This window comes from Pseudomonas sp. MWU12-2345 (genome assembly GCF_023242385.1).
Taxonomy (GTDB): domain Bacteria; phylum Pseudomonadota; class Gammaproteobacteria; order Pseudomonadales; family Pseudomonadaceae; genus Aquipseudomonas; species Aquipseudomonas gingeri_D.
Window position 1 is genome coordinate 1,083,315 of the sequence record NZ_JALLJA010000001.1, and the last position, 20,199, is coordinate 1,103,513.

The following is a 20,199-nucleotide window of genomic DNA, read 5'->3' on the forward strand; positions in this document are numbered from 1 at the left end:
GTGACTAGGCCGCCGACACGGCACCATAGTGGCGAACTGGCATTTCGGCAAAACTCGACAATACTTGGTCGCGATCGGAATGCTCAGTCACTCTTCTCCTCGAAATGGAGTTCGCCATGAAGTCGCAAGAACTGGAACTTGATGTGGCGGTGGTCGGCGGTGGCGTCTCAGGTTGCTACAGCGCCTGGCGACTGCAGCAGGTTCATGGCGATACGCAGAACATTGCCTTGTTCGAATACAGCGACCGGATCGGCGGACGCCTGTTCAGTATCACCCTGCCAGGCTTGCCCAATGTGGTCGCCGAGGTCGGCGGCATGCGCTACATCCCGGGCCCTGACGGCCATGTGGTGGTGGACAGCCTGGTCAAGCACCTCAAGCTGCCCAGCCAGGATTTCCCCATGGGCGCGCCCAAGCCGGTCTATTCGAAGAACAACCTGTTCTACCTGCGCGGCAAGCGCTTCCGTTATCGCGACTTCGTCGAAGCCCCGGAAAAAATCCCCTACGACCTGGCCTGGTCCGAGCGCGGCTTCTGCCCCGAGGACTTGCAGGTCAAGGTGATGAACTACGTCTACCCCGGCTTCGACAAACTCAACCTGTGCCAGCAGATGCAGGTCAGCGTGTTCGGCAAGGAAATCTGGCGGTACGGCTTCTGGGACCTGCTCTACCGGGTGATGAGCAATGAGGGTTACCAGTTCATGAAAGACGCCGGCGGCTATGACGCCAACGTCGCCAACGCCAGCGCCGTGACCCAGCTTCCGGCCACCGAATACAAGGACACCACCGAGTTCCTGACCCTGACCAAGGGTTTCCAGAGCCTGCCCCTGACCCTGGCGGCAAAGTTCGCCAAGCTGCCCGGAAAACTGCCGGGCAAGCAGCGGGTACAGATGAACCAGCGGCTGACCGCCATCAGCTACGCCAAGGACGCCGACTTCCCCTACCGCCTGCACTTCCAGGCCACCACCACGGTGGACGGCAGTACCCGCGACAGCGACGGCCAGTCCGTGGTCAAGGCGAAGAAAATCATCCTGGCCATGCCCCGTCGGTCCCTGGAACTGATCGAGTCGCCGTTCTTCAGCGATCCCTGGCTCAAGGACAATCTCGGCTCGGTGCTGGTGCAATCGGCCTTCAAACTCTTCCTCGCCTACGAGCAACCCTGGTGGCGCGCCCTCGGCTTGATGGCCGGGCGTTCGGTCACCGACCTGCCGGTGCGGCAGATCTACTACATGGGCACCGAATGCGAGCAGAAAGGCGGCGAGCCGACACTCAACTCGTTGCTGATGGCCTCCTACAACGACATCGGCACCGTGCCGTTCTGGAAAGGCCTGGAAGGCGGTGCGCCCTTTGTTGGCCACACGCCTGTCAACCTGGTCGGCCTGCTCAAGTCCGAGCCGGTGGTGCCCAGGACCCAGTTCACCGTCAGCGACGAAATGGTCCGGGTAGCGCAGATGCAGGTCACCCAGGTCCATGACCAGGTGGAACTGCCGCGTCCCTACTCGGCGGTCTATCACGCTTGGGACGCCGACCCGTACGGCGGCGGCTGGCATGAATGGAAAGCCAATTACCGGCTCGACCAGATCATCTGCCGCATGCGCCGGCCGGTGGAAAACCAGCAGATCCATATCGTCGGCGAGGCCTACTCCTATGGCCAGGGCTGGGTCGAAGGCGCCCTGACCGTGGCCGAATCGACACTCCAGGACTTCTTCGGGCTCAAGCGTCCGACCTGGTTACCCAAGCACTACGCCCTGCTGCCAGTGCCGACACCCGACGGTTGTGCCCTGCAACCGGGCCAGCGCCCGGCCTGCAAGGACTGCGCGGACACCCTGAATGAAGTGACTCAATTTGCCTATAAGGGGATCGACCATGGCAATACGTAGAGACTTTACTGTCGCTGACTACCTGCTGGCACGACTCCTTCAACTGGGTGTGCACAAGGTGTTCCAGGTCCCCGGCGATTATGTGTCGGGATTTATGGATGCCCTGGAGAAGTCCGCCGATATCCAGCCGGTCGGCGAAGTCAATGAAATGAGTGCCGCCTACGCCGCCGACGGTTACGCCCGTTATGCCGGGATCGGCGCGGTATCGCTGCAATACGGTGTCGGCACCTTCAGCGCGGTGAATGCCATTGCCGGCGCCTATGTCGAGCGCAATCCGGTGGTGGTTATCAGTGCCAGTCCGTCGGCGAAGAATCGCCAGATCATCTGGGCGGCGGACGTCCTGTTCCACCACTCCACCGGCGACCTGGACGTCGGGCGCAAGGTGTTCGAGAACATCACCGTCGCCTGCGAACTGCTGGATGACAGCCGCACCGCACCGGCACTGATCGACCGGGCTCTGGTCGCCGCCATCAGCCAGCGCCGGCCGATCTACCTGGAAGCCTGGCAGAACGTCTGGGGCGAACCTTGCGAGGAACCCGTCGGCGAACTGTCTCCCGTGCCAGCCGCCTGCGATCTGCTGTCCCTGGAAGCGGCGGTCGAGACCTCGGTGCAACGCCTGCGCGAGGCGAAAAAGCCGTTGATCATGCTCGGCATCGAGATCGCCCGTTTCGGCCTGCAAAAGCAGGCGCTGCACCTGATCGAAGCCAGCGGCCTGTCGTTCACCACCTCATTGGAAGCCAAGACCGTTGTCGACGAAAACCACCCGCAATTTATCGGCACCTATGCCGGTACCGCCTCTCGGCTGTGGACCCAGGAGCTGGTGGACCAGACCGATTGCATCCTGGCCATCGGGGTCATCTTCACCGACGACTACCTGCAACTGCTGAAGAAGGATTTCGGCCAGATCATCCTGGTCAACACCCAGCTGGCCCGCACCGGCTTGCAGTACTACCCCCATGTTCCGCTGCCGCAGTACCTCACCGCGCTGACCAGCGCACTCGGCCTGGACGATGATTTCCCGCTGCCCCTGCGCCCGCGCGAACCACTCTCGCCGCTGCTCAAGGCAACCGACCATGACACGCCCCTGAGTTACGAGCGGTTCCTCGACACCCTCGCCGATTTCGCCCGGGAGCAACGCCTGTGGGACAACAGCGCGCTGATCCTCGGTGAAAGCTCGGCGCTGTACGCCGCCAGCAATATCATGGGCATGCCCGAGAACAGCTTTGTCGCCGATGCCATCTGGGGTTCCCTCGGTCACGAGACCGGCTGTGCCCTGGGAGTGGCCATGGGTGGCCAGCGCCGGCCGCTGGTGGTCGCCGGCGACGGCGGCTTCATGATGATGTGCCAGTCGCTGTCGACCCTGGTGCGCAATCGCGTGAATGCCGTGGTGTTCGTCATGAGCAACGAGGTCTACGCCATCGAGCAGGCCTTTGTGAACATCAACGCCTTCAAGGAACACGGCGAGTTCGCAGCGTTCGACATCCTGCCCAGCTGGGATTACCTGGCCTTGGCCCAGGGTTTCGGCGCCAAGGGCTACAAGGTCTCGACCCTGGGTGAGTTGCGCGAACTGCTGCTCAAACTGCTGGTGATCGACGAGACCGTGCTGGTCCAGGTGGTCATTCCGCAAAAAGACCTGGCGCCCCAGATCGAACGACTCGCGTCCTGAAAGGAGCATTCACTACATGGCTGTATTGCGTCTTGCTGTCGCTGCCCTGCTGCTCACCGGTCTGTCCGTGGCCCAGGCCCATACCCACGGGCCTGAAACGGCCGAAACTCCGAAACGTTTCACACCCGTCTCGCCGGACACCCCGTACCTCGAAGTCCTGCACCAATGCGTCAGCCAGAAGGACACCGAACAGGGCCAGTTGCTCTCGGGCCTGGGCGGCACGCGCTACCCCATGGTCAGCCTGAAGGACGCCGACCGGGTCGAAGCTTTCTATAGCCAGGGCATGGCCCTGCAATACGGCTTCAACTTCTCCGAAGCAATCCGCGCCTTCTACCAGGCCAGCCGTTTCGACGAAGGTTCGGCGATGCCTTATTGGGGCATTGCCCTGTCGGCCAACTCCAATATCAACAGCGACGCCACTCCCGGTTGCGACCAGTTGGCCTATCGCTCGGCGCAGATTGCACTGGAGCACGCCAATGCCCGCCTCAAGGACTCGGACGCCAAGGCCCGTTTCAGCGAAGGGCAGTTGCAGCGTGAAGTCGATTACGCCAAGGCGTTCCTGAGCGCCTATACCCTCAAGGACGACCAGGTCAGCCTCGACGGCGACGGCAAACAGCACTACGCCGACGCCATGAAAGAATTGTCGCAGACCTATTTCGACGACCTCGATGCCGCCACCCTCTACGCCGACGCCCTGCTCAATCTGACACCCTGGAAATGGTGGGACGGCGAGGAGGCGGTCTCCGATCAGGTCCACCCGACGCCGGCGGCCTATCAGGCGCTGCAAGTGCTCAACCGCGTACTGGTGCAGGACAAGCTGCACACCGGTGCCAATCACTTCTATATCCACGCCATCGAGGAGTCGCCGTTCCCCGACAACGGGTTGCCCATGGCCAATCGCTTCCGCGACCAGAATCCGGCCATCGGGCACCTGGTGCACATGGCCTCGCATATCTACCAGCGCACCGGCAATAACGCCCTGGCCAGCGTCGCCAACTACACGGCGGTTTCGGTGGACCGGGCCTACGCCCATCAGGTCGGCCCGCAGAGCCCCTACCCGTTGCATTACCTGGGCCACAACATTCACTTCCTGATCTGGACCCTGTCCATCGAAGGCCGTCAGAACGAAGCCATGAACATGGCCGAGGAACTGGTGGAGAACACCACGCAGTATTCGGCGCTGGAGTTCCTCTGCAAGCAGTACCCCGACGAGATCCGCACCAAGTCGGACTACTTCTATGCCGTGCCCTATTACTTTGCCGTGCGCTTCCAGGACTGGGCAGCGCTGGAGCGTATCGAACCGAAGATCGAGCAGGGTCTGAAGACCATCAACGAGACCTGCACCCAGGCCGACAAGGATTGGCAGCCACTGACCGCGCCTTACACCCGGGTAATGGCCGCTTATGCCAAGGCTTATCGGCAGTTGGCCGAGGACGGGGCGGACAAGGAGAAGGTCAACGACGCGCTCAAGGGCTACTGGCAGGCGGTGACCGATACCCTGAAAGCCACACCGGCTCTCAACTACGGCAACAACAAGGCCTCGGAGCTGTTTCGCATCGCCAACCTGATCCTGCTGAACAAGGCCCAGGACAGCAGCCACGGCAAGCTGGACTTGGCGTCACTGCGGGAAACCGCTGCGAAGGTGTTTGGCAAGGATCCCTCACAGGCCCTGGCCACTGACCTCAAGTCACTCCAGGGCGATAACCAGGAACAGATCATCGACGCCTGGCGCAAGGCGGTCTCCATCCAGGACGCACTGAGCTATAACGAGCCGCCGGACTGGTATTACACCTTGCGTGAGTCCCTGGGCTACGCACTGTTGGCCCAGGGCAAGGCGGCCGAAGCCGAGAAGGTTTTCCGTGAAGACCTGATGGGCAATCGCCTCAGTGGTCGTTCGCTCAACGGGCTGAAGCTCAGCCTGCAACAACAGCCGGACAAGCCGGTGCCGACGCTGCTCGACAAACAACTGCAGACCGCCTGGCGCAACGCGACCATCAGCGCCGCGCCGTCTGGCTTCACCACACAATAATTGCTCACACCGTTCTGTAGGAGCAGGGCTTGCCCGCGAAGCTTTTGGCGCCATCAAGGGCCTCTTCGCTGGCAAGCCAGGCTCCTACAAGGGACCGGGCTCTACAATAGTTTGCGGTGAAACACGGACCTATGTAGGCGCTGGCTTGCCGGCAATAACGGCAGTGAATCCACTATCGCCATCGCTGCCAAGCCCGGAATCCGGCTTACCCCGGCAGGCACTGGAAGTCACCCGTTTCGGCGACTTGCTTGCCATGGGAGTCCATCAGGCGCGCGTTGACTTCCTGGCCCAGGCTCGACTCCACCAGCTTGTAGTGCTCGCCGGCCTTGAACTGGTTGAAGCTGACTTCACCCGAACAGTCCTGCTGGTTGCCATCGCCCCACGGCATCTCCACCAGCATCACGTCCAGCTTGTGGGCGCCAGGTGGCACTTCGAAGAAACGCCCGTCATCGATTTTCTTGCCATCGACCTTCTCGGCGAGCATGTCGTTCGGCGCTTCATTTTGCAGACCGATCCAGGCTTCGCTCGGATCCGCTTTCGGCATCGGGCCGGCACACGCGGACAGCAGAAAAGCCAGGCCCAGGGTTGGAATCAGCATCAGGGGTTTGAATGTCATGGTGTTCTACCTCAAAAAATGAAAAAGCTGTCAGCGGTTAAATGCAGGAAAACTTCCTGGAATGGGCCACGATCACGCCTTGGTCGTTCACCAGCTCAGCCCCTACATCCGCACCCGATCCCGACTCCACCAGGTGATAGCGCTTGCCGGCCTTGAACTGGTCGTAGTCCACCTGACCGGTGCACTCGGGCTGTTCGGTATTGCCGTTGGCCCCCTGGACCAGGAGCACTTTCAGATCGTGCTTGCCCGGCGCCACTTCGAAGTAGCGGCCGTCATCGACGCGCTTGCCATCCACACGCTCTGCCAGCAGGTCGTCGCTCGACTCCTGCCCCAGGCCGATCCAGGCTTCGCTCGGATCAGCCTTGGGCACTGGCGCTGCGCAGGCAGACAGCAGGCAAACCAGTCCAAGGGTCGAAATCAGCATCAGCGGCTTAAGTGTCATTGAATGAATTCCTCTCATCTTCAAGTGCTTTATCGCTGGACGGAAAATCCGTCTAATCGAGGCAAAGAGTGGCGGACTAGAGGCTCTTGTACAAATGAACACACATGAAGGGATTTTCAGTCCTTATCTAAAAGATCCTTCATGTTGGTGAAAGCTAAACGTTAAGTTCCAGACGCAAGACTGCCGGTGTTTGCAATTCCACTCCCCGGAGGTTCAGGCATGCTCGGGCTGGTAAAGACCGCACTGCTCAAGCCCTACACGTTTATCGTGTTGGCGATATTCATCTGCATCATCGGGCCGCTGGCGGCCATGCGTACCCCCACCGATGTGTTTCCCGATATCGGTATCCCGGTGGTCGCAGTGGTCTGGCAATACAACGGCCTGTCCCCCGAGGACATGGCCGGCCGGGTGATCTACACCTACGAACGCTCCTTGAGCTCCACGGTCAACGACATCGAACATATCGAGTCGCAATCGCTACCGGGCATGGGCATCGTCAAGATCTTCTTTCAACCGGGAGTGGACATCCGCACCGCCAACGCCCAGGTGACCGCGGTCTCGCAGACCGTGCTCAAGCAAATGCCGCCGGGGATCACCCCGCCACTGATCCTCAACTACAGCGCCTCGACGGTGCCGATCCTGCAGATGGCGTTTTCCAGTCCGACGCTGTCTGAAGCGAAGATTCGTGACCTGGTACAGAACAATATCCGCCTGCCACTGACCTCCGTTCCGGGCCTGGCAATTCCGACGCCGATGGGCGGCAAGCAACGCCAGATCACCCTCGACCTCGATCCCCAGGCGCTGGCCGCCAAGGGCCTCTCGGCGCAGGATGTGGGCAATGCCCTGGCCGCGCAGAACCAGATCATTCCGGTGGGTACCGCCAAACTCGGCCCCTACGAATACACCGTGCTGCTGAACAACAGCCCGAAAGTCATCGAAGAACTCAACGACCTGCCGATCAAAACCGTCGACGGCGCCCTGATCACCATCGGCCAGGTGGCCCACGTGCGTGACGGCTCACCGCCACAGACCAATATCGTGCGGGTCGATGGCCGCCGCGCGGTGCTGATGCCGGCGATGAAGAACGGCAATATTTCCACCCTGTCGATCGTCGACAACATCCGCAACATGCTGCCGCTGATCAATGAAACCCTGCCGCCGGAGCTCAAGACCTCGCTGCTGGGCGACGCTTCGGTGTTCGTCAAGCAGTCGGTGGGCAGCGTGGCCCGCGAAGGCATCATCGCCGCCCTGCTGACCAGTGCGATGATCCTGCTGTTCCTTGGCAGCTGGCGCTCGACCCTGATCATCACCGCCTCGATTCCATTGGCGGTGCTCTCGGCCATCGCCCTGCTGGCCGCCACCGGCCAGACCCTCAACGTCATGACCCTCGGTGGTCTGGCGCTGGCGGTGGGGATCCTAGTGGACGATGCGACGGTGACCATCGAGAACATCAACTGGCACCTGGAACAGGGCAAGGCGGTCAACGATGCGATCCTCGACGGCGCGAAACAGATCGTCGGCCCGGCCTTCGTTTCGCTGCTGTGTATCTGCATCGTGTTCGTACCGATGTTCATGCTGCAAGGCATCGCCGGCTTCCTGTTCCGGCCGATGGCCCTGGCGGTGATCTTCGCCATGGCCAGTTCCTTCATCCTCTCGCGGACCCTGGTGCCGACCCTGGCGATGTTCCTGCTCAAGCCCCATATGGTCGAGGGCGGCAGCGGTCATCATCCCGAAGATGAATTTATCAACCATCACGAAGGCGAACAGCACCGCAAGCCACGCAACCGCCTGCTGCAAGGCGCACTGAATTTCCAGCAGGGCTTCGAGCGCGGCTTCTCCACGGTACGTGACGTCTACCATGGCCTGCTGACCCTGGCGCTGGGTTGCCGCAAGCGCTTCCTGCTGGGTTTCCTCGCCTGTGTGCTGGCCTCCTTCAGCCTGCTGCCGAGCCTGGGCGAGGACTTCTTCCCAGCCACCGACGCCGGTGCCCTGGCCCTTCACGTACGCCTGCCGCTGGGTACGCGAATCGAAGAAAGCGCCGCGACCTTCGACCGTATCGAAGCACGGATCCGCGAGGTGATTCCCGCCGAGGAACTGGACAACATCGTCGACAACATCGGTATTCCGTTGAGCGGTATCGACATGGCCTATAGCAGCAGCGGCACCATCGGCCCGCAGGATGGCGATATCCAGGTCACCCTCAAGGCCGATCACCAGCCCACCGCCGACTACGTGAAAAAGCTGCGCACGGCTTTGCCGGAAAGCTTCCCCGGCAGCCAGTTCGCCTTCCTCCCGGCGGATATCAGCAGCCAGATCCTCAACTTCGGCGCACCGGCCCCGCTGGACGTGAAAATCTCCGGACGCAGTGCCGAGGAAAACCGCGTCTTCGCCCTCGAACTGCAACGACGCCTGCAACACGTACCGGGGATCGCCGACCTGCGGATCCAGCAATCGGTCGGCTACCCGTCGCTGGAAGTGAAGGTCGACCGCATGCGCGCCAAGGGCCTGGGCATTACCGAGCGTGACGTCACCAACAGCATGGTCGCCTCCCTGGCCGGCAGCTCCCAGGTGGCGCCGACCTTCTGGCTCAACCCGGCCAACGGTGTGTCCTATGGCGTGGTCGCGGCCACTCCGCAATACCGCCTGGACAGCCTGCCATCACTGGAAGCACTGCCGGTCACCGGTAGCAACGGCCAGTCGCAGATCCTCGGCGGCCTGGCAACCATCAATCGGGTGCAGAGCCCTGCGGTGGTGACCCACTACAACATCCAGCCGACCCTGGACATCTACGCCAGCGTGCAAGGCCGAGACCTTGGCGCGGTGGCCCATGACATCCAGAAGATCCTCGACGACGCCTCGTCCTTGCGGCCCAAGGGCGCGATTGTCAGCCTGCACGGACAGATCGATGCCCTCCATGAAGCCTTCGGTGGCCTGAGCTTCGGCCTGCTCGGCGCGGTGGTGCTGATCTACCTGCTGATCGTGGTCAACTTCCAGTCCTGGGTCGACCCGTTTGTGATCATCACCGCCCTGCCCGCGGCCCTCGCCGGGATTGTCTGGATGCTGTTCTTGAGCGGCACCTCGCTGTCGGTGCCGGCCCTGACCGGGGCCATCCTCTGCATGGGCGTGGCCACCGCCAACTCGATCCTGGTGGTGAGCTTCTGTCGCGAACGCCTGGCCGAACACGGCGATGCCCTCAAGGCCGCCCTGGAAGCCGGCTACACCCGTTTCCGTCCGGTTTGCATGACGGCCCTGGCGATGATCATCGGCATGTTGCCGCTGGCCCTTTCCGAAGAACAGAACGCCCCCCTCGGACGCGCCGTGATCGGCGGTCTGATCCTGGCGACCACTGCCACCCTGCTGTTCGTCCCCGTGGTGTTCAGCCTGGTGCATGGCCGCCGACCTATTCGCGCCGTAGCTGGAGAAAACACCCATGACTGATCGCAAACCTTCGGGCAAACGCCTGCTTTACATGGGCGTCGGCGGTCTGACCCTGGCCGCCTTGCTGGTCGCCAACGGGATTGCCGCGCGAACCCGCCACGAAAAATCCGTGACCGCCTGGACCGAAACCGCCGCCATCCCCATGGTCAGCGTCTTCAAGCCGGCGCAGAACGCCGCCGGCGACACCCTGCGCCTGCCGGCCCACCTCGAAGCCTGGAGCAAGGCGCCGATCCATGCACGGGTCAGCGGTTACCTGAAAGACTGGAAAACCGACATCGGCAGCCAGGTCAAGGCCGGCCAGATACTCGCCGAAATCGACAGCCCGGATCTCGACCAGCAGGTCGCCCAGGCCCATGCCCACCTGGTGCAGGAACAGGCCAATGCGCGCCTGGCCGAAACCACCGCCACCCGTTGGCAGAACCTGGTGGCGACCCATTCGGTATCACGCCAGGAGGCCGATGAAAAAAGCTCCAATGCCGCCGCGGCCAAGGCCAATGTCGAAGCCGCCGCCGCCGACTACGCGCGGCTGTCGGCACTGGAAGCGTACAAGACCATTCGCGCGCCCTTCGCCGGCACCATCACCGCCCGCAACACCGATATCGGCCAGTTGATCAAGGCCGACAACGACAGCGATCCGGAACTGTTCGATATCGCCGACACCCATCAACTGCGGCTCTACGTACCGATTCCGCAGAACTACGCCAGCGTGATCCGTCCCGGTCTCGAGGTGAAGCTGACGGTGCCGGAACATCCGGGCCAGCAGTTCAACGCAAAATTGCTGGGCAACTCCACCGCGATCGACTCGCGCTCCGGCACCCTGCTGGCACAGTTCGTCGCCGAGAACCCGGACAACGTCCTGCTGCCCGGCGACTATGCCGAGGCGACCCTGCCGATCCCGGCGGACACCAACGGCGTCAGCATTCCGGCCAGCGCCTTGATCTTCCGTGCCCAGGGCACCCAGGTGGCGGTGCTGGACGCCCAGTCCCATGTGCACCTGCGTGACATCCACATCGGCCTGGACCTGGGCGAGCGCCTGGTCATCGACCAGGGCCTGAAACCCGCCGACACCGTGATCGACAACCCGCCGGACGCCCTGCGCGAAGGCGACCCGGTAAAACTCGCCGACGCCGGAGGCCAACATGTCCCCAAGGCTTAAGCTCAGCGCCTGGCTCTTGATGATCGCGGCCTTGCAGGGCTGTTCCCTGGCACCGACCTACAAGCCGCCGCAACTCGACTTGCCGGAGCACTATCGCGAACAGACCAGCGACGGCCCATGGCATCTGGCACAACCGGGCGACAAGCTGTCGGAACAATGGTGGTCGCTGTTCCAGGACTCACGCCTCAACGACCTGCAGCAGCGCCTGCTCAAGGCCAACCCTGACCTGGCCGCCGCCCTGGCGCACTACGACGGCGCCCAGGCCTACGCGAGCCAGTTGCATGCCAGGTTGTTCCCGCAGATCACCGCCAGCGCGCAGCCCCTGCGCCAGCGCCAATCGGACAATCGCCCGTTGCGCGGCAGCACCCAGCCGGCGGTATACAACAGCAACACCGCAGGCTTTGCGCTGAACTTCGACCTCGACCTGTGGGGACGGATTCGCAACCAGGTGGCCGCCGGCGATGCCCAGGCCCAGGCCTTCGGCGACGACCTGGCGGTGGCGCGCCTGAGCCTGCAACAGCAATTGGCGACCTTGTATATCCAGCTCAATGGACTGGACGCCCAGAGTCGGATTCTCAGCAGTTCCCTGGATGACTACACCCAGGCGCTGCAACTGACCCGTGACCGCTACCAGGGCCAGATCGCTTCGGAACTCGACCTGACCCGTGCCCAGAGCCAACTGGCCGAGGCCCAGGCACAACTGGACGACGTACGCGGCCAACGCAACCTGGCCGAACATGCGATTGCCGAACTGGTGGGTGAACCGGCCAGTGACTTCCAGTTGCCGCCGACCCAGGCGATCCTGACCATTCCCAAGGTACCCGGCGCCCTGCCCAGCGGCTTGCTGCAACGCCGTCCGGATATCGCCGCGGCGGAACGCCGGGTGTTTGCCGCCAATGCCGGGATCGGCGTGGCCAAGGCCGCCTGGTACCCGGACTTCAGCCTGACCGGCCTGCTCGGCGGCCAGACCCAGGGCAGCGGCAGCCTGCTGTCGACGGGTAATCGCTACTGGGCGTTGGGGCCGCTGGTCAACCTGCCGATCTTCGACGGCGGTCGTCTCAGTGCCCAGGAGCATCAGGCCAAGGCCGAATTCGACGAGGCTTCGGCCCATTACCGCAGCCAGGTCCTGCGCGCGGTGCGCGAAGTCGAGGACAACCTGGCGCAACTGCGCGACTTGCAGCGCGAGGCCCTGGATGAGCAAGCGGCGGTCAATGCCGCGCAGAACACCCAGACCCTGGCGATGAACAGCTACCAGGCCGGGGCCGTGAACTACCTGGATGTGGTGACGGCGCAGACGGCGGCATTGCAGACCCAGCGACAGTTGCAGGCGTTGCAGACCCGACAGCTGCAGGCCAGCATCGGCCTGATGACCGCGTTGGGTGGCGGTTGGAGTGCCCAAGGCTGAGAGCGATATAATCCTGTGGGAGTATTGTGGCTGCCCCTCCGTTTCACGGGCACGCTTTGTTCCCGCAGGGTTCAAACGCCTTTCGCCGACTGACAAGTTTTCGCCCCCTTCATCAGGGGGTCACACATCAAGTACCAACCGAAATCTCAACACGCACAAGCACCCCCCCCTTCCCGTTGCTGCGCCTGCTCACCCGCCAGGCTGAAGCCTTCATCCAGCCATCCCATCACCCCACCCATCATCTCCTTCACCGGATACTCGAGCGCAGCCAGTTTCACCGCCGCACGGTGGGCGCCGTTGCAATGCGGGCCCGCGCAATAGACCACAAACAACGTGTCTCGCGGGTATTGCGCCAGGTACTCGGCGGTCATCAACCGATGGGGCATATTGATCGCCCCGGGCACATGCCCCTGTGCAAAGGCCGACTCACCTCGCACATCAACCAGCACGAAATCCAGCTCGCCACTCTGCTGGCTGGCATGCACGTCGGAACAATCAGTTTCCAAGGTCAGGCGGTGACTGAAATGCCTCAAGGCAATCGCCGAAGGGGCGGCAGGGATACTACGAACCAGGCTTGTCATGGTGTGGATGCTCCAATCAGTGGGTGTGAGAACACTTTATCCAGCTCGCCGTTATCGCTACAGTGGCGAACAAGACACTGACTGGTAAGTTTCCGCCATATGACTTCCTTTCCCGGCCTGGTCGCGATCCTGGCATACGATGGCCTCTGCACTTTCGAATTCGGCATAGCCGTGGAGATCTTCGGTTTGCCGCGCCCTGAGTTCGACTTTCCCTGGTATGAGCACCGTATCGTCGGCGTCGATCCCGGACCGATGCGGGCCATGGGTGGTATCCAGGTGCTGGCCGACGGAGGGCTGGAACAACTTGAAGACGCACGAACCCTGATCGTTCCCGGCTGGCGCAGCCGTATCGAGCCACCTCCTGCACGACTTATCGAGGCCTTGCAACAGGCTCACGCCCGAGGTACGCGGATCGTTTCCATTTGTTCGGGGGTGTTCGTACTGGCTGCAGCTGGCCTGTTGAATGGTCGACAGGCGACCACCCATTGGCGTTACACAGAAGAACTCGCCTCGCGGTTTCCTGCCATCGAGGTGAATCCCGATGTGTTGTACGTCGACGCCGGGCAGATCATCACCTCGGCTGGCAGCGCGGCCGGTATCGATGCCTGCCTGCATCTGGTCGCTCGTGACTTCGGCACCCAGGTGGCCAATACCGTGGCCCGGCGACTGGTGATGTCGCCTCAACGCACAGGTGGCCAGGCGCAATTTATTCCGGCACCGGTCGGTCGTACGCCACGCAATGATCTGTCACGGGTCATGCAATGGGCCCGGGAACGCCTGCATGAACCGCTGGAAGTCCGCCAGCTCGCCAGCCAGGCCGCGATGAGCGAGCGTACCTTCCTGCGACGCTTCAGCGAGGCAACCGGCATCACTCCCAAAGCCTGGCTGCAGCACGAACGACTGGCCAGAGCCCGAGAATTACTGGAAAGTGGCAATGAAAGCAGCGACCGTATCGCCGAACAATGCGGCTATCGCTCCGTCGAAAGTTTCCGGGTTGCGTTTCGCAGCCTGGTCGGTTTGCCACCTTCGGTTTATCGCGAGCGCTTCGGGCAGGCACAACGAGATTGAACAACATTGAGGCACGTACCGTATGGATACCCAGAACCTGATGTATGCCGGCCCCCTGATCTCCCTCGCCCTGCTCTGGGCCGTTGCCGTGGTCACGCCAGGGCCGAATTTCTTCACCACCGCCCAACTCGCCGCCGGTAACTCGCGCAAGCATGGCGTGGTCTGCGCGCTGGGTGTCGCCACGGGTACCATCCTCTGGGGCCTGGCCGGTGGGCTGGGGGTCAAGTCGCTGTTCACCGCCGCACCATCGCTGTACCTGGTACTGAAGATCGCCGGTGGCGCCTACCTGATCTACCTCGGTGTAAAGCTGTTCCTGCGCAAACACCCCGCCAGCGCCGGCCGGCAACCCACACTCCACGAACCCAAACGCAGCCTGCTCTCGGCCTATAGCCGGGGCCTGCTGGGCAATATGACCAATCCCAAGTCGGCGCTGTTCGTCGCGACCATCTTCGCCACCACCATGCCCAGCTCCCCGTCCGCGCCGCTGCTGGCCACGGCCGTCGCGATCATGAGCAGCCTGTCCTTCTGCTGGTACTCCAGCGTGGCCCTGGTGTTTGCCAGTACGCGGATGTCAGCCTTCTACAGCCGCTGCCGCAAAGGCCTGGATCGTTTCGCCGGGACTTGCTACCTGCTGTTCGGCGCCCATCTGATGGCCAGCCGCTGAGTCAGGGCCGCAGAATCTCACCATCCACCGCGTCGCCGATTTTCAGGAAATGCCCGCCGGCGACGTGGTGCAAGGTACGCAACGCGTCATGCCCCTCAAAATGCCAGCGCCCCTCGCTGAACACCCGCGAATCAGCCTGGGCTGAAATCACTTCGGCCAGGAACAGGTCGTACTGTTCGTGGTTGCGCGGCTCCGGCAGCAAGCGGCACTCCAGCCAGGCAACACAGCCCTCCAGCATCGGCGCATCGATCTTCTCAGCCTTGAAGGTTTCCAGGCCGTAGGCATCGAACTTGTCGCGGCTATGACTCTGGGTCAACTCCAGGCCGGAAGTCGTACCGACGGTTTGCACGACATCGGCTTGGGCAACGCAGGGCACGTTGATCACAAAAGTCCCCGAGGCCTCCAGCAGACGCCGCGTCCAGGTGGACTTGTCGATCACCACCGCGACCTTCGGTGGCTCGAAGTCCAACGGCATGGCCCAGGCGGCCGCCATGATATTGCGCTGGCCATCGTGGGCAGCGCTGACCAGCACCGTAGGACCGTGATTGAGCAGGCGATAGGCTTTGGACAAAGGCACGGCGAGACGATGATGGGCGGACATGAGCAATGTTTCCTGGCAAAAATACAGAGTGGACATCCTAGGGGAGCACGCCAGGGAAACACAGCCCCTCTCGGGCAAAGAAACTGCATCGTTCCATGTCTGCCGCTACCCGGAAAATTCAACCGCAAGAGTCGGAGTGTTTGGCCCCAGCGGCCTTTCTAGACTGCAAGCCTCACCGGATATGCCCCGAGGCAAGCTCATGCACACCCGAATACAATCACTGGATTGGCCGGCGATCCGCCGCGACCTGGACCAGCAAGGCAACGCCCTGTTGCCCAACCTCCTCAGCCCCGAAGAATGCCTGGAACTGGCCGCCCTGTACCCGCACAAAGCGTCTTTTCGCTCCCGGGTCGTCATGGCCCGCCACGGTTTTGGCCAGGGCGAATACCAATACTTCACCTACCCGCTTCCGCCACTGGTCCAGCAGCTTCGCACCACGCTCTACCCGCCTCTGGCAACGATTGCCAATGACTGGAACGAACGCATGCAAATAGCCGGATCGTTTCCCGAAACACACCAGGCCCTGCTCCAACGTTGTCATGACGCCGGCCAGCAACGCCCCACCCCGTTGCTACTGCAATATACAGCCGGTGACTACAACTGCCTGCACCAGGACCTCTACGGCGAACAGGTGTTTCCGCTGCAAGTCGCCATCCTGCTGTCCCGACCAGAAGAAGACTTCAGCGGCGGCGAGTTCGTCCTCACCGAGCAACGCCCGCGCATGCAGAGCCGTCCCCAGGTGGTCCCGCTGAAACAGGGCGACGCGGTGATCTTTGCCGTGTCCCAGCGCCCGGTTCACGGCACGCGGGGGTTCTATCGCGTGAATATGCGCCATGGCGTCAGCCGCGTGAATGCAGGCCAGCGGCATACCCTGGGCATCATCTTTCACGACGCAACCTGACATCCCGCTCGCAGTCGGTAGAATTCAACCGCAAGACTCGGAGTTTTCCTGTCTCGCAGCGCCCCTAAGCTGAGCGAGAACTGAATCTTCCGACAGGAGAACACCATGAATACCTCGACCCAAGGAAACTCCATGGAACAGGATCCGCGCTGGCAAGCGGTACTGACACGGGACGCCAGCGCCGACGGCAGCTTCGTCTACGGCGTCAGAACCACGGGCGTGTATTGCCGCCCGAGCAGTGGCGCGCGTCGGCCCAATCCGGAAAATGTCGAGTTCTTCGATACCCCCGAGCAGGCCGAAGCTGCCGGCTACCGGCCAAGCCGGCGTGCCGCCGCCGACCAGACGTCGATCAACGAGCAACACGTGGCCCTGGTGACCCGGGCCTGCCAACTCATTGAAACGTCCGACACCCCACCCTCACTCAATCCCCTGGCCGAACAGCTGGGCCTGAGCCCTTTTCACTTCCATCGGGTCTTCAAGTCGGTCACCGGCCTGACACCCAAGGCCTACGCCACCGCTCATCGCGCCGGCAAACTACGGGCACAGTTGGCCCGGGGCGGCTCGGTCACCGAGGCCTTGTACGAAGCCGGCTTCAACGCCAGCAGCCGGTTCTACGAATCGTCCAATGGCGTGCTGGGCATGAAACCCAGCGACTATCGCGCCGGCGGTACCAACACCGATATTCGCTTTGCCATCGGCGAGTGCTCGTTGGGGGCAATCCTGGTGGCCCAGAGTGATCGCGGTGTCTGCGCGATCCTGCTCGGTGATGATCCGGATGCCCTGGCCAAGGACTTGCAGGACAAGTTCCCGCAGGCGCATTTCATTGGCGGCGACGCCGCCTTCGAGCAACTGATCGCCAAGGTGGTGGGTTTTATCGAGGCCCCGGCCATTGGCCTGGATCTGCCGCTGGACCTGCGCGGTACAGCTTTTCAGGAACGGGTCTGGCAGGCACTGCGCAACATTCCAGTGGGCAGTACCGCAAGTTATGCCGAGATCGCACAGATGATCGGTGCGCCGAAATCCTTCCGCGCCGTGGCCCAGGCCTGTGGCGCCAACAGCCTGGCCGTGGCGATTCCCTGTCATCGGGTGGTGCGCAGCGACGGTAACCTGTCCGGTTATCGCTGGGGCGTGGAACGCAAACGGCAGTTGCTGGATCGGGAAGCGCAATAGGTGCCACAACACAGGGTGTGCGGCGCTCCAACGCCGCCTCACCCCAGGCAGCACCCAGGCTCGAATCCCTCGCCCCGAGAATAAAGATTGCAGGCTAACGATCTCCGCCTTTACCCTTCCCCACCCGCCTACCACCAAGGCTTCAGCTTCAATAATGTCCTCCGTACTAAGCGTCCTGCTGCCCATCTTTGCCCTGATCCTGGTCGGCTTCATCTGCCGTCGAACCAATCGACTGGGCCCCAACGCGGCTTCCGAGATCAACCGCATGGTGGTCTGGCTGTGCCTGCCGGCGCTGCTGTTCAAGGCCACGGCGACCGCGACCTGGGAACAGATCTGGCACCCGGGATTTGTCCTGGCGTTTACCCTCAGTACCTTGGCGATGTTTGTCCTGACCTTGTTGCTACGCTGGCGCAAGTCCGGGCATTTTGCCGACGCGAGCATCGATGCCCTCAGCGCGTCCTACGCCAATACCGGGTATATCGGGATTCCACTGTGCGTGATGGTGCTCGGCCAGAACGGCCTGGAGCCGGCGTTGATCGCCTCTTTGCTGGTGGTCTGCGTGCTCTTCGGACTGGCCCTGGTGTGTATCGAGATAGGTTTGCAGACCGAACGCCAGGTGCACCGGATCGTCTTCAAGGTGCTGCTGGCCCTGGCGAAAAATCCGCTGGTGGTTTCACCCTTGCTCGGCGCGCTCTGGGCCTGGGGTGGAGCACCGTTGCCGGCGCCTTTCGAGAAGTTTCTCAGCCTGCTAGGCGCCGCCACCATTCCTTGCGCGCTGATCTCCCTGGGGCTGTTCCTCGCCCACAAGCAACAAGGCCCACGCCAGGGCGCGACAATGCTGGTGCTGATCAAGCTGATCGCCCACCCGCTGCTGACCTGGTTCCTCGCCTTCAAGGTGTTTCATCTGCCGCCGCTTTGGGCCAATTCGGCGCTGCTCTTGAGCGCGCTGCCCACCGGCACCGGGCCCTTTATGCTGGCGGAGTACTACAAGCGCGAAGCCTCGGTGGTGTCGAGCACCATCCTGATTTCCACCCTGGGATCACTGGTGACACTGTCGATCTGTCTGTATGTGATCGGCAACTGAGGTCCTAAGCCTCAGACGCCAGTAACCACTCCCGCGTGTCGCTGAGCACCTGATCGGCCAACTGCGGGTCATCACAGACCCGCGCCAACACCATGGCGCCGACCATCGCGGCCCAGCTTCCAGTAGCGGCACGGCGTTTTTCCTCGACCGTGGCACCCGCCATGGCCTGGCTCAAACTCTCGATCTGACGGCGAATACTCCCGGTCATCTGCGCCCGCGCCTCGGGGGCCTGACGGCTGGTCTCCGATGCCAGCCCGGCCATCGGACAGCCACCGGCACAGTCCTTCAAATGTGCGGAACTCAAATACTGCGTGACATAACCCGCCACGTTGGCGCCCGCCGGCACCGCCGTCGAAAACACATGGGCCAGGGACTGGGCCACCAGATCGTCCTTCGAGGCGAAATACCCGTAGAAGCCGCCATGGGTCAGCCCCGCCGCCTTCATCACCTCCGACACGGTGACCGCCTCATATCCCTTGGCGCGAAACAGCCGACTGGCGGCTTCGAGGATATTGCGCCGGTTCTCTGCCACCTGCTCGCGACTGACCTTCATTGGAAACCTCCGGTAATAGGCTTGACAGTATACATGACAGCCATCATATTTACTAAACATGACAATGGTCATGAATAAATCAACCCGCTGAGGATTACCGTCATGACAGTCAAACCCGCCGTTCTGATCACCGGCGCTTCCACCGGTATCGGTGCCGTGTATGCCGACCGCTTTGCCAAGCGCGGCCACGACCTGGTGCTGGTGGCTCGGGACAAGGCCCGCATGGACAGCCTGGCCGAGCGGCTGCGGCAGGAAACCGGAGTTTCGGTGGATGTGGTCCAGGCTGACCTGACCGATGCCGGCGATCTGGCCCGTATCGAAGCTCGGGTTCGCGACGACGACAAGATAGGCATTCTGATCAATAACGCCGGGATGGCCGGAGCCGGGACTTTCCTGGAGCAGGCGCCTGATGCGGTGAGCCAGGTCATCAACCTCAACATCACCGCCCTGGCCCGCCTGACCAGTGCAATCACCCCGCGCCTGGTCCAGGCCGGCACGGGGTCGATCATCAACGTCGCGTCGGTGGTGGGCCTGGCGCCGGAACTGCAGATGACGGTCTATGGGGCGACCAAGGCCTTTGTACTGTTCTTCAGCCAGGGGCTGAATATCGAACTCGGTGGCAAGGGCTTGTATGTGCAGGCCGTCCTGCCGGCCGCCACCCGCACCGAAATCTGGGAACGCTCGGGCAAGCGGATCGAGGACCTGTCGGCGGTCATGGAAGTCGATGATCTGGTGGATGCGGCGCTGGTGGGCTTTGATCGCCGTGAAACCGTAACCATTCCACCGCTGCCCGATGAAGGCCAGTGGCAAGCCCTGGAAGCCGCTCGCCTGGCGATGCTGCCGAACTACATGCAGGTCCTGCCGGCGGCGCGTTATCGCAATGGTGCCTGAGGTCAGCGTCGCGCCACGATAGCCCGTCGTACTCTAGAGCCGGATCTTCTGATCCGGCTG

At 62.4% G+C, this 20,199-nt stretch carries 17 protein-coding genes; 12 read left to right on the forward strand and 5 right to left on the reverse strand.

Annotated elements, in window-relative coordinates:
• The first annotated feature begins 116 nt into the window (after positions 1 to 116).
• From M5C71_RS04470 to M5C71_RS04480, 3 genes are read left to right on the forward strand one after another with little or no spacing between them, the layout of a single operon-like run.
• Entirely contained in the window at positions 117 to 1,874 is a 1,758-nt protein-coding gene (locus tag M5C71_RS04470) for an FAD-dependent oxidoreductase (RefSeq protein WP_248767324.1), read from the forward strand.
• Entirely contained in the window at positions 1,861 to 3,540 is a 1,680-nt protein-coding gene (locus M5C71_RS04475) for a thiamine pyrophosphate-binding protein (RefSeq protein ID WP_177098685.1), read from the forward strand. The genes M5C71_RS04470 and M5C71_RS04475 overlap by 14 nt, the downstream gene beginning before the upstream one ends.
• Before the next feature lie 16 nt (positions 3,541 to 3,556).
• Positions 3,557 to 5,569, forward strand: coding sequence for a hypothetical protein (locus M5C71_RS04480; RefSeq protein ID WP_248767325.1), 2,013 nt, complete (start codon positions 3,557 to 3,559; stop codon positions 5,567 to 5,569).
• A 205-nt stretch (positions 5,570 to 5,774) separates the two neighbouring features.
• Here M5C71_RS04480 and M5C71_RS04485 read toward each other — a convergent pair whose 3' ends face one another.
• Complete coding sequence (locus M5C71_RS04485; RefSeq protein ID WP_152741899.1) at positions 5,775 to 6,185, reverse strand: hypothetical protein; 411 nt, start codon at positions 6,183 to 6,185, stop codon at positions 5,775 to 5,777.
• 37 nt (positions 6,186 to 6,222) lie between these two features.
• Positions 6,223 to 6,627, reverse strand: a complete 405-nt coding sequence (locus M5C71_RS04490) for a hypothetical protein (RefSeq protein WP_248767326.1) — start codon at positions 6,625 to 6,627, stop codon at positions 6,223 to 6,225.
• 219 nt (positions 6,628 to 6,846) lie between these two features.
• On the opposite strand from M5C71_RS04490, the gene M5C71_RS04495 reads away from it, so the two are divergent.
• The 3 genes from M5C71_RS04495 to M5C71_RS04505 are packed head-to-tail and all read left to right on the forward strand — an operon-like array spanning position 6,847 to position 12,626.
• Positions 6,847 to 10,065 (forward strand): efflux RND transporter permease subunit, encoded by a 3,219-nt coding sequence (locus M5C71_RS04495; protein ID WP_152741900.1) that lies wholly within the window; start codon positions 6,847 to 6,849, stop codon positions 10,063 to 10,065.
• Positions 10,058 to 11,221: an efflux RND transporter periplasmic adaptor subunit gene (locus M5C71_RS04500; protein ID WP_103494685.1), complete on the forward strand. Its 1,164-nt coding sequence runs from the start codon at positions 10,058 to 10,060 to the stop codon at positions 11,219 to 11,221. Before M5C71_RS04495 ends, M5C71_RS04500 begins: the two co-directional genes overlap by 8 nt.
• Positions 11,205 to 12,626 carry an efflux transporter outer membrane subunit gene (locus M5C71_RS04505; RefSeq protein ID WP_248767327.1) on the forward strand — a complete coding sequence of 474 codons (1,422 nt, stop codon included), beginning with the start codon at positions 11,205 to 11,207 and terminating at the stop codon, positions 12,624 to 12,626. Before M5C71_RS04500 ends, M5C71_RS04505 begins: the two co-directional genes overlap by 17 nt.
• Before the next feature lie 146 nt (positions 12,627 to 12,772).
• On the opposite strand, the gene M5C71_RS04510 is transcribed toward M5C71_RS04505, so the two are convergent.
• Positions 12,773 to 13,207 (reverse strand): rhodanese-like domain-containing protein, encoded by a 435-nt coding sequence (locus M5C71_RS04510; RefSeq protein ID WP_103494683.1) that lies wholly within the window; start codon positions 13,205 to 13,207, stop codon positions 12,773 to 12,775.
• Between the two features lie 99 nt (positions 13,208 to 13,306).
• Between M5C71_RS04510 and ftrA the strand changes: the two genes are divergently transcribed.
• Entirely contained in the window at positions 13,307 to 14,275 is a 969-nt protein-coding gene (gene ftrA, locus M5C71_RS04515; RefSeq protein WP_103494682.1) for a transcriptional regulator FtrA, read from the forward strand.
• Between the two features lie 22 nt (positions 14,276 to 14,297).
• Positions 14,298 to 14,939 carry a LysE family transporter gene (locus tag M5C71_RS04520; protein ID WP_248767328.1) on the forward strand — a complete coding sequence of 214 codons (642 nt, stop codon included), beginning with the start codon at positions 14,298 to 14,300 and terminating at the stop codon, positions 14,937 to 14,939.
• Position 14,940: 1 nt separating this feature from the next.
• On the opposite strand, the gene M5C71_RS04525 is transcribed toward M5C71_RS04520, so the two are convergent.
• Positions 14,941 to 15,540 (reverse strand): flavin reductase family protein, encoded by a 600-nt coding sequence (locus tag M5C71_RS04525; protein WP_103494680.1) that lies wholly within the window; start codon positions 15,538 to 15,540, stop codon positions 14,941 to 14,943.
• 199 nt (positions 15,541 to 15,739) lie between these two features.
• Here M5C71_RS04525 and M5C71_RS04530 point away from each other — a divergent pair, with 199 nt between their 5' ends.
• The 3 genes from M5C71_RS04530 (at position 15,740) to M5C71_RS04540 (ending at position 18,695) form a co-directional block, all read left to right on the forward strand.
• Positions 15,740 to 16,441, forward strand: coding sequence for a 2OG-Fe(II) oxygenase (locus tag M5C71_RS04530; protein ID WP_248767329.1), 702 nt, complete (start codon positions 15,740 to 15,742; stop codon positions 16,439 to 16,441).
• Between the two features lie 105 nt (positions 16,442 to 16,546).
• Positions 16,547 to 17,611, forward strand: a complete 1,065-nt coding sequence (gene ada / locus M5C71_RS04535; RefSeq protein ID WP_103494678.1) for a bifunctional DNA-binding transcriptional regulator/O6-methylguanine-DNA methyltransferase Ada — start codon at positions 16,547 to 16,549, stop codon at positions 17,609 to 17,611.
• A gap of 154 nt (positions 17,612 to 17,765) precedes the next feature.
• Positions 17,766 to 18,695, forward strand: coding sequence for an AEC family transporter (locus tag M5C71_RS04540; protein ID WP_248746088.1), 930 nt, complete (start codon positions 17,766 to 17,768; stop codon positions 18,693 to 18,695).
• Positions 18,696 to 18,699: 4 nt separating this feature from the next.
• Here the strand turns inward: M5C71_RS04540 and M5C71_RS04545 are convergent, their stop codons facing one another.
• Positions 18,700 to 19,248 carry a TetR/AcrR family transcriptional regulator gene (locus M5C71_RS04545; protein WP_248767330.1) on the reverse strand — a complete coding sequence of 183 codons (549 nt, stop codon included), beginning with the start codon at positions 19,246 to 19,248 and terminating at the stop codon, positions 18,700 to 18,702.
• A 102-nt stretch (positions 19,249 to 19,350) separates the two neighbouring features.
• Between M5C71_RS04545 and M5C71_RS04550 the strand changes: the two genes are divergently transcribed.
• Entirely contained in the window at positions 19,351 to 20,139 is a 789-nt protein-coding gene (locus tag M5C71_RS04550; RefSeq protein ID WP_103494675.1) for an SDR family oxidoreductase, read from the forward strand.
• Positions 20,140 to 20,199: the final 60 nt, after the last annotated feature.

Bases quoted from the DNA above. Each gene is read 5' to 3' on its own strand.
- M5C71_RS04470 (WP_248767324.1), top strand. From the start codon at position 117: ATGAAGTCGCAAGAACTGGAACTTGATGTGGCGGTGGTCGGCGGTGGC.
- M5C71_RS04475 (WP_177098685.1), top strand. From the start codon at position 1,861: ATGGCAATACGTAGAGACTTTACTGTCGCTGACTACCTGCTGGCACGA.
- M5C71_RS04480 (WP_248767325.1), top strand. From the start codon at position 3,557: ATGGCTGTATTGCGTCTTGCTGTCGCTGCCCTGCTGCTCACCGGTCTG.
- M5C71_RS04485 (WP_152741899.1), bottom strand. From the start codon at position 6,185: ATGACATTCAAACCCCTGATGCTGATTCCAACCCTGGGCCTGGCTTTT.
- M5C71_RS04490 (WP_248767326.1), bottom strand. From the start codon at position 6,627: ATGACACTTAAGCCGCTGATGCTGATTTCGACCCTTGGACTGGTTTGC.
- M5C71_RS04495 (WP_152741900.1), top strand. From the start codon at position 6,847: ATGCTCGGGCTGGTAAAGACCGCACTGCTCAAGCCCTACACGTTTATC.
- M5C71_RS04500 (WP_103494685.1), top strand. From the start codon at position 10,058: ATGACTGATCGCAAACCTTCGGGCAAACGCCTGCTTTACATGGGCGTC.
- M5C71_RS04505 (WP_248767327.1), top strand. From the start codon at position 11,205: ATGTCCCCAAGGCTTAAGCTCAGCGCCTGGCTCTTGATGATCGCGGCC.
- M5C71_RS04510 (WP_103494683.1), bottom strand. From the start codon at position 13,207: ATGACAAGCCTGGTTCGTAGTATCCCTGCCGCCCCTTCGGCGATTGCC.
- ftrA (WP_103494682.1), top strand. From the start codon at position 13,307: ATGACTTCCTTTCCCGGCCTGGTCGCGATCCTGGCATACGATGGCCTC.
- M5C71_RS04520 (WP_248767328.1), top strand. From the start codon at position 14,298: ATGGATACCCAGAACCTGATGTATGCCGGCCCCCTGATCTCCCTCGCC.
- M5C71_RS04525 (WP_103494680.1), bottom strand. From the start codon at position 15,540: ATGTCCGCCCATCATCGTCTCGCCGTGCCTTTGTCCAAAGCCTATCGC.
- M5C71_RS04530 (WP_248767329.1), top strand. From the start codon at position 15,740: ATGCACACCCGAATACAATCACTGGATTGGCCGGCGATCCGCCGCGAC.
- ada (WP_103494678.1), top strand. From the start codon at position 16,547: ATGAATACCTCGACCCAAGGAAACTCCATGGAACAGGATCCGCGCTGG.
- M5C71_RS04540 (WP_248746088.1), top strand. From the start codon at position 17,766: ATGTCCTCCGTACTAAGCGTCCTGCTGCCCATCTTTGCCCTGATCCTG.
- M5C71_RS04545 (WP_248767330.1), bottom strand. From the start codon at position 19,248: ATGAAGGTCAGTCGCGAGCAGGTGGCAGAGAACCGGCGCAATATCCTC.
- M5C71_RS04550 (WP_103494675.1), top strand. From the start codon at position 19,351: ATGACAGTCAAACCCGCCGTTCTGATCACCGGCGCTTCCACCGGTATC.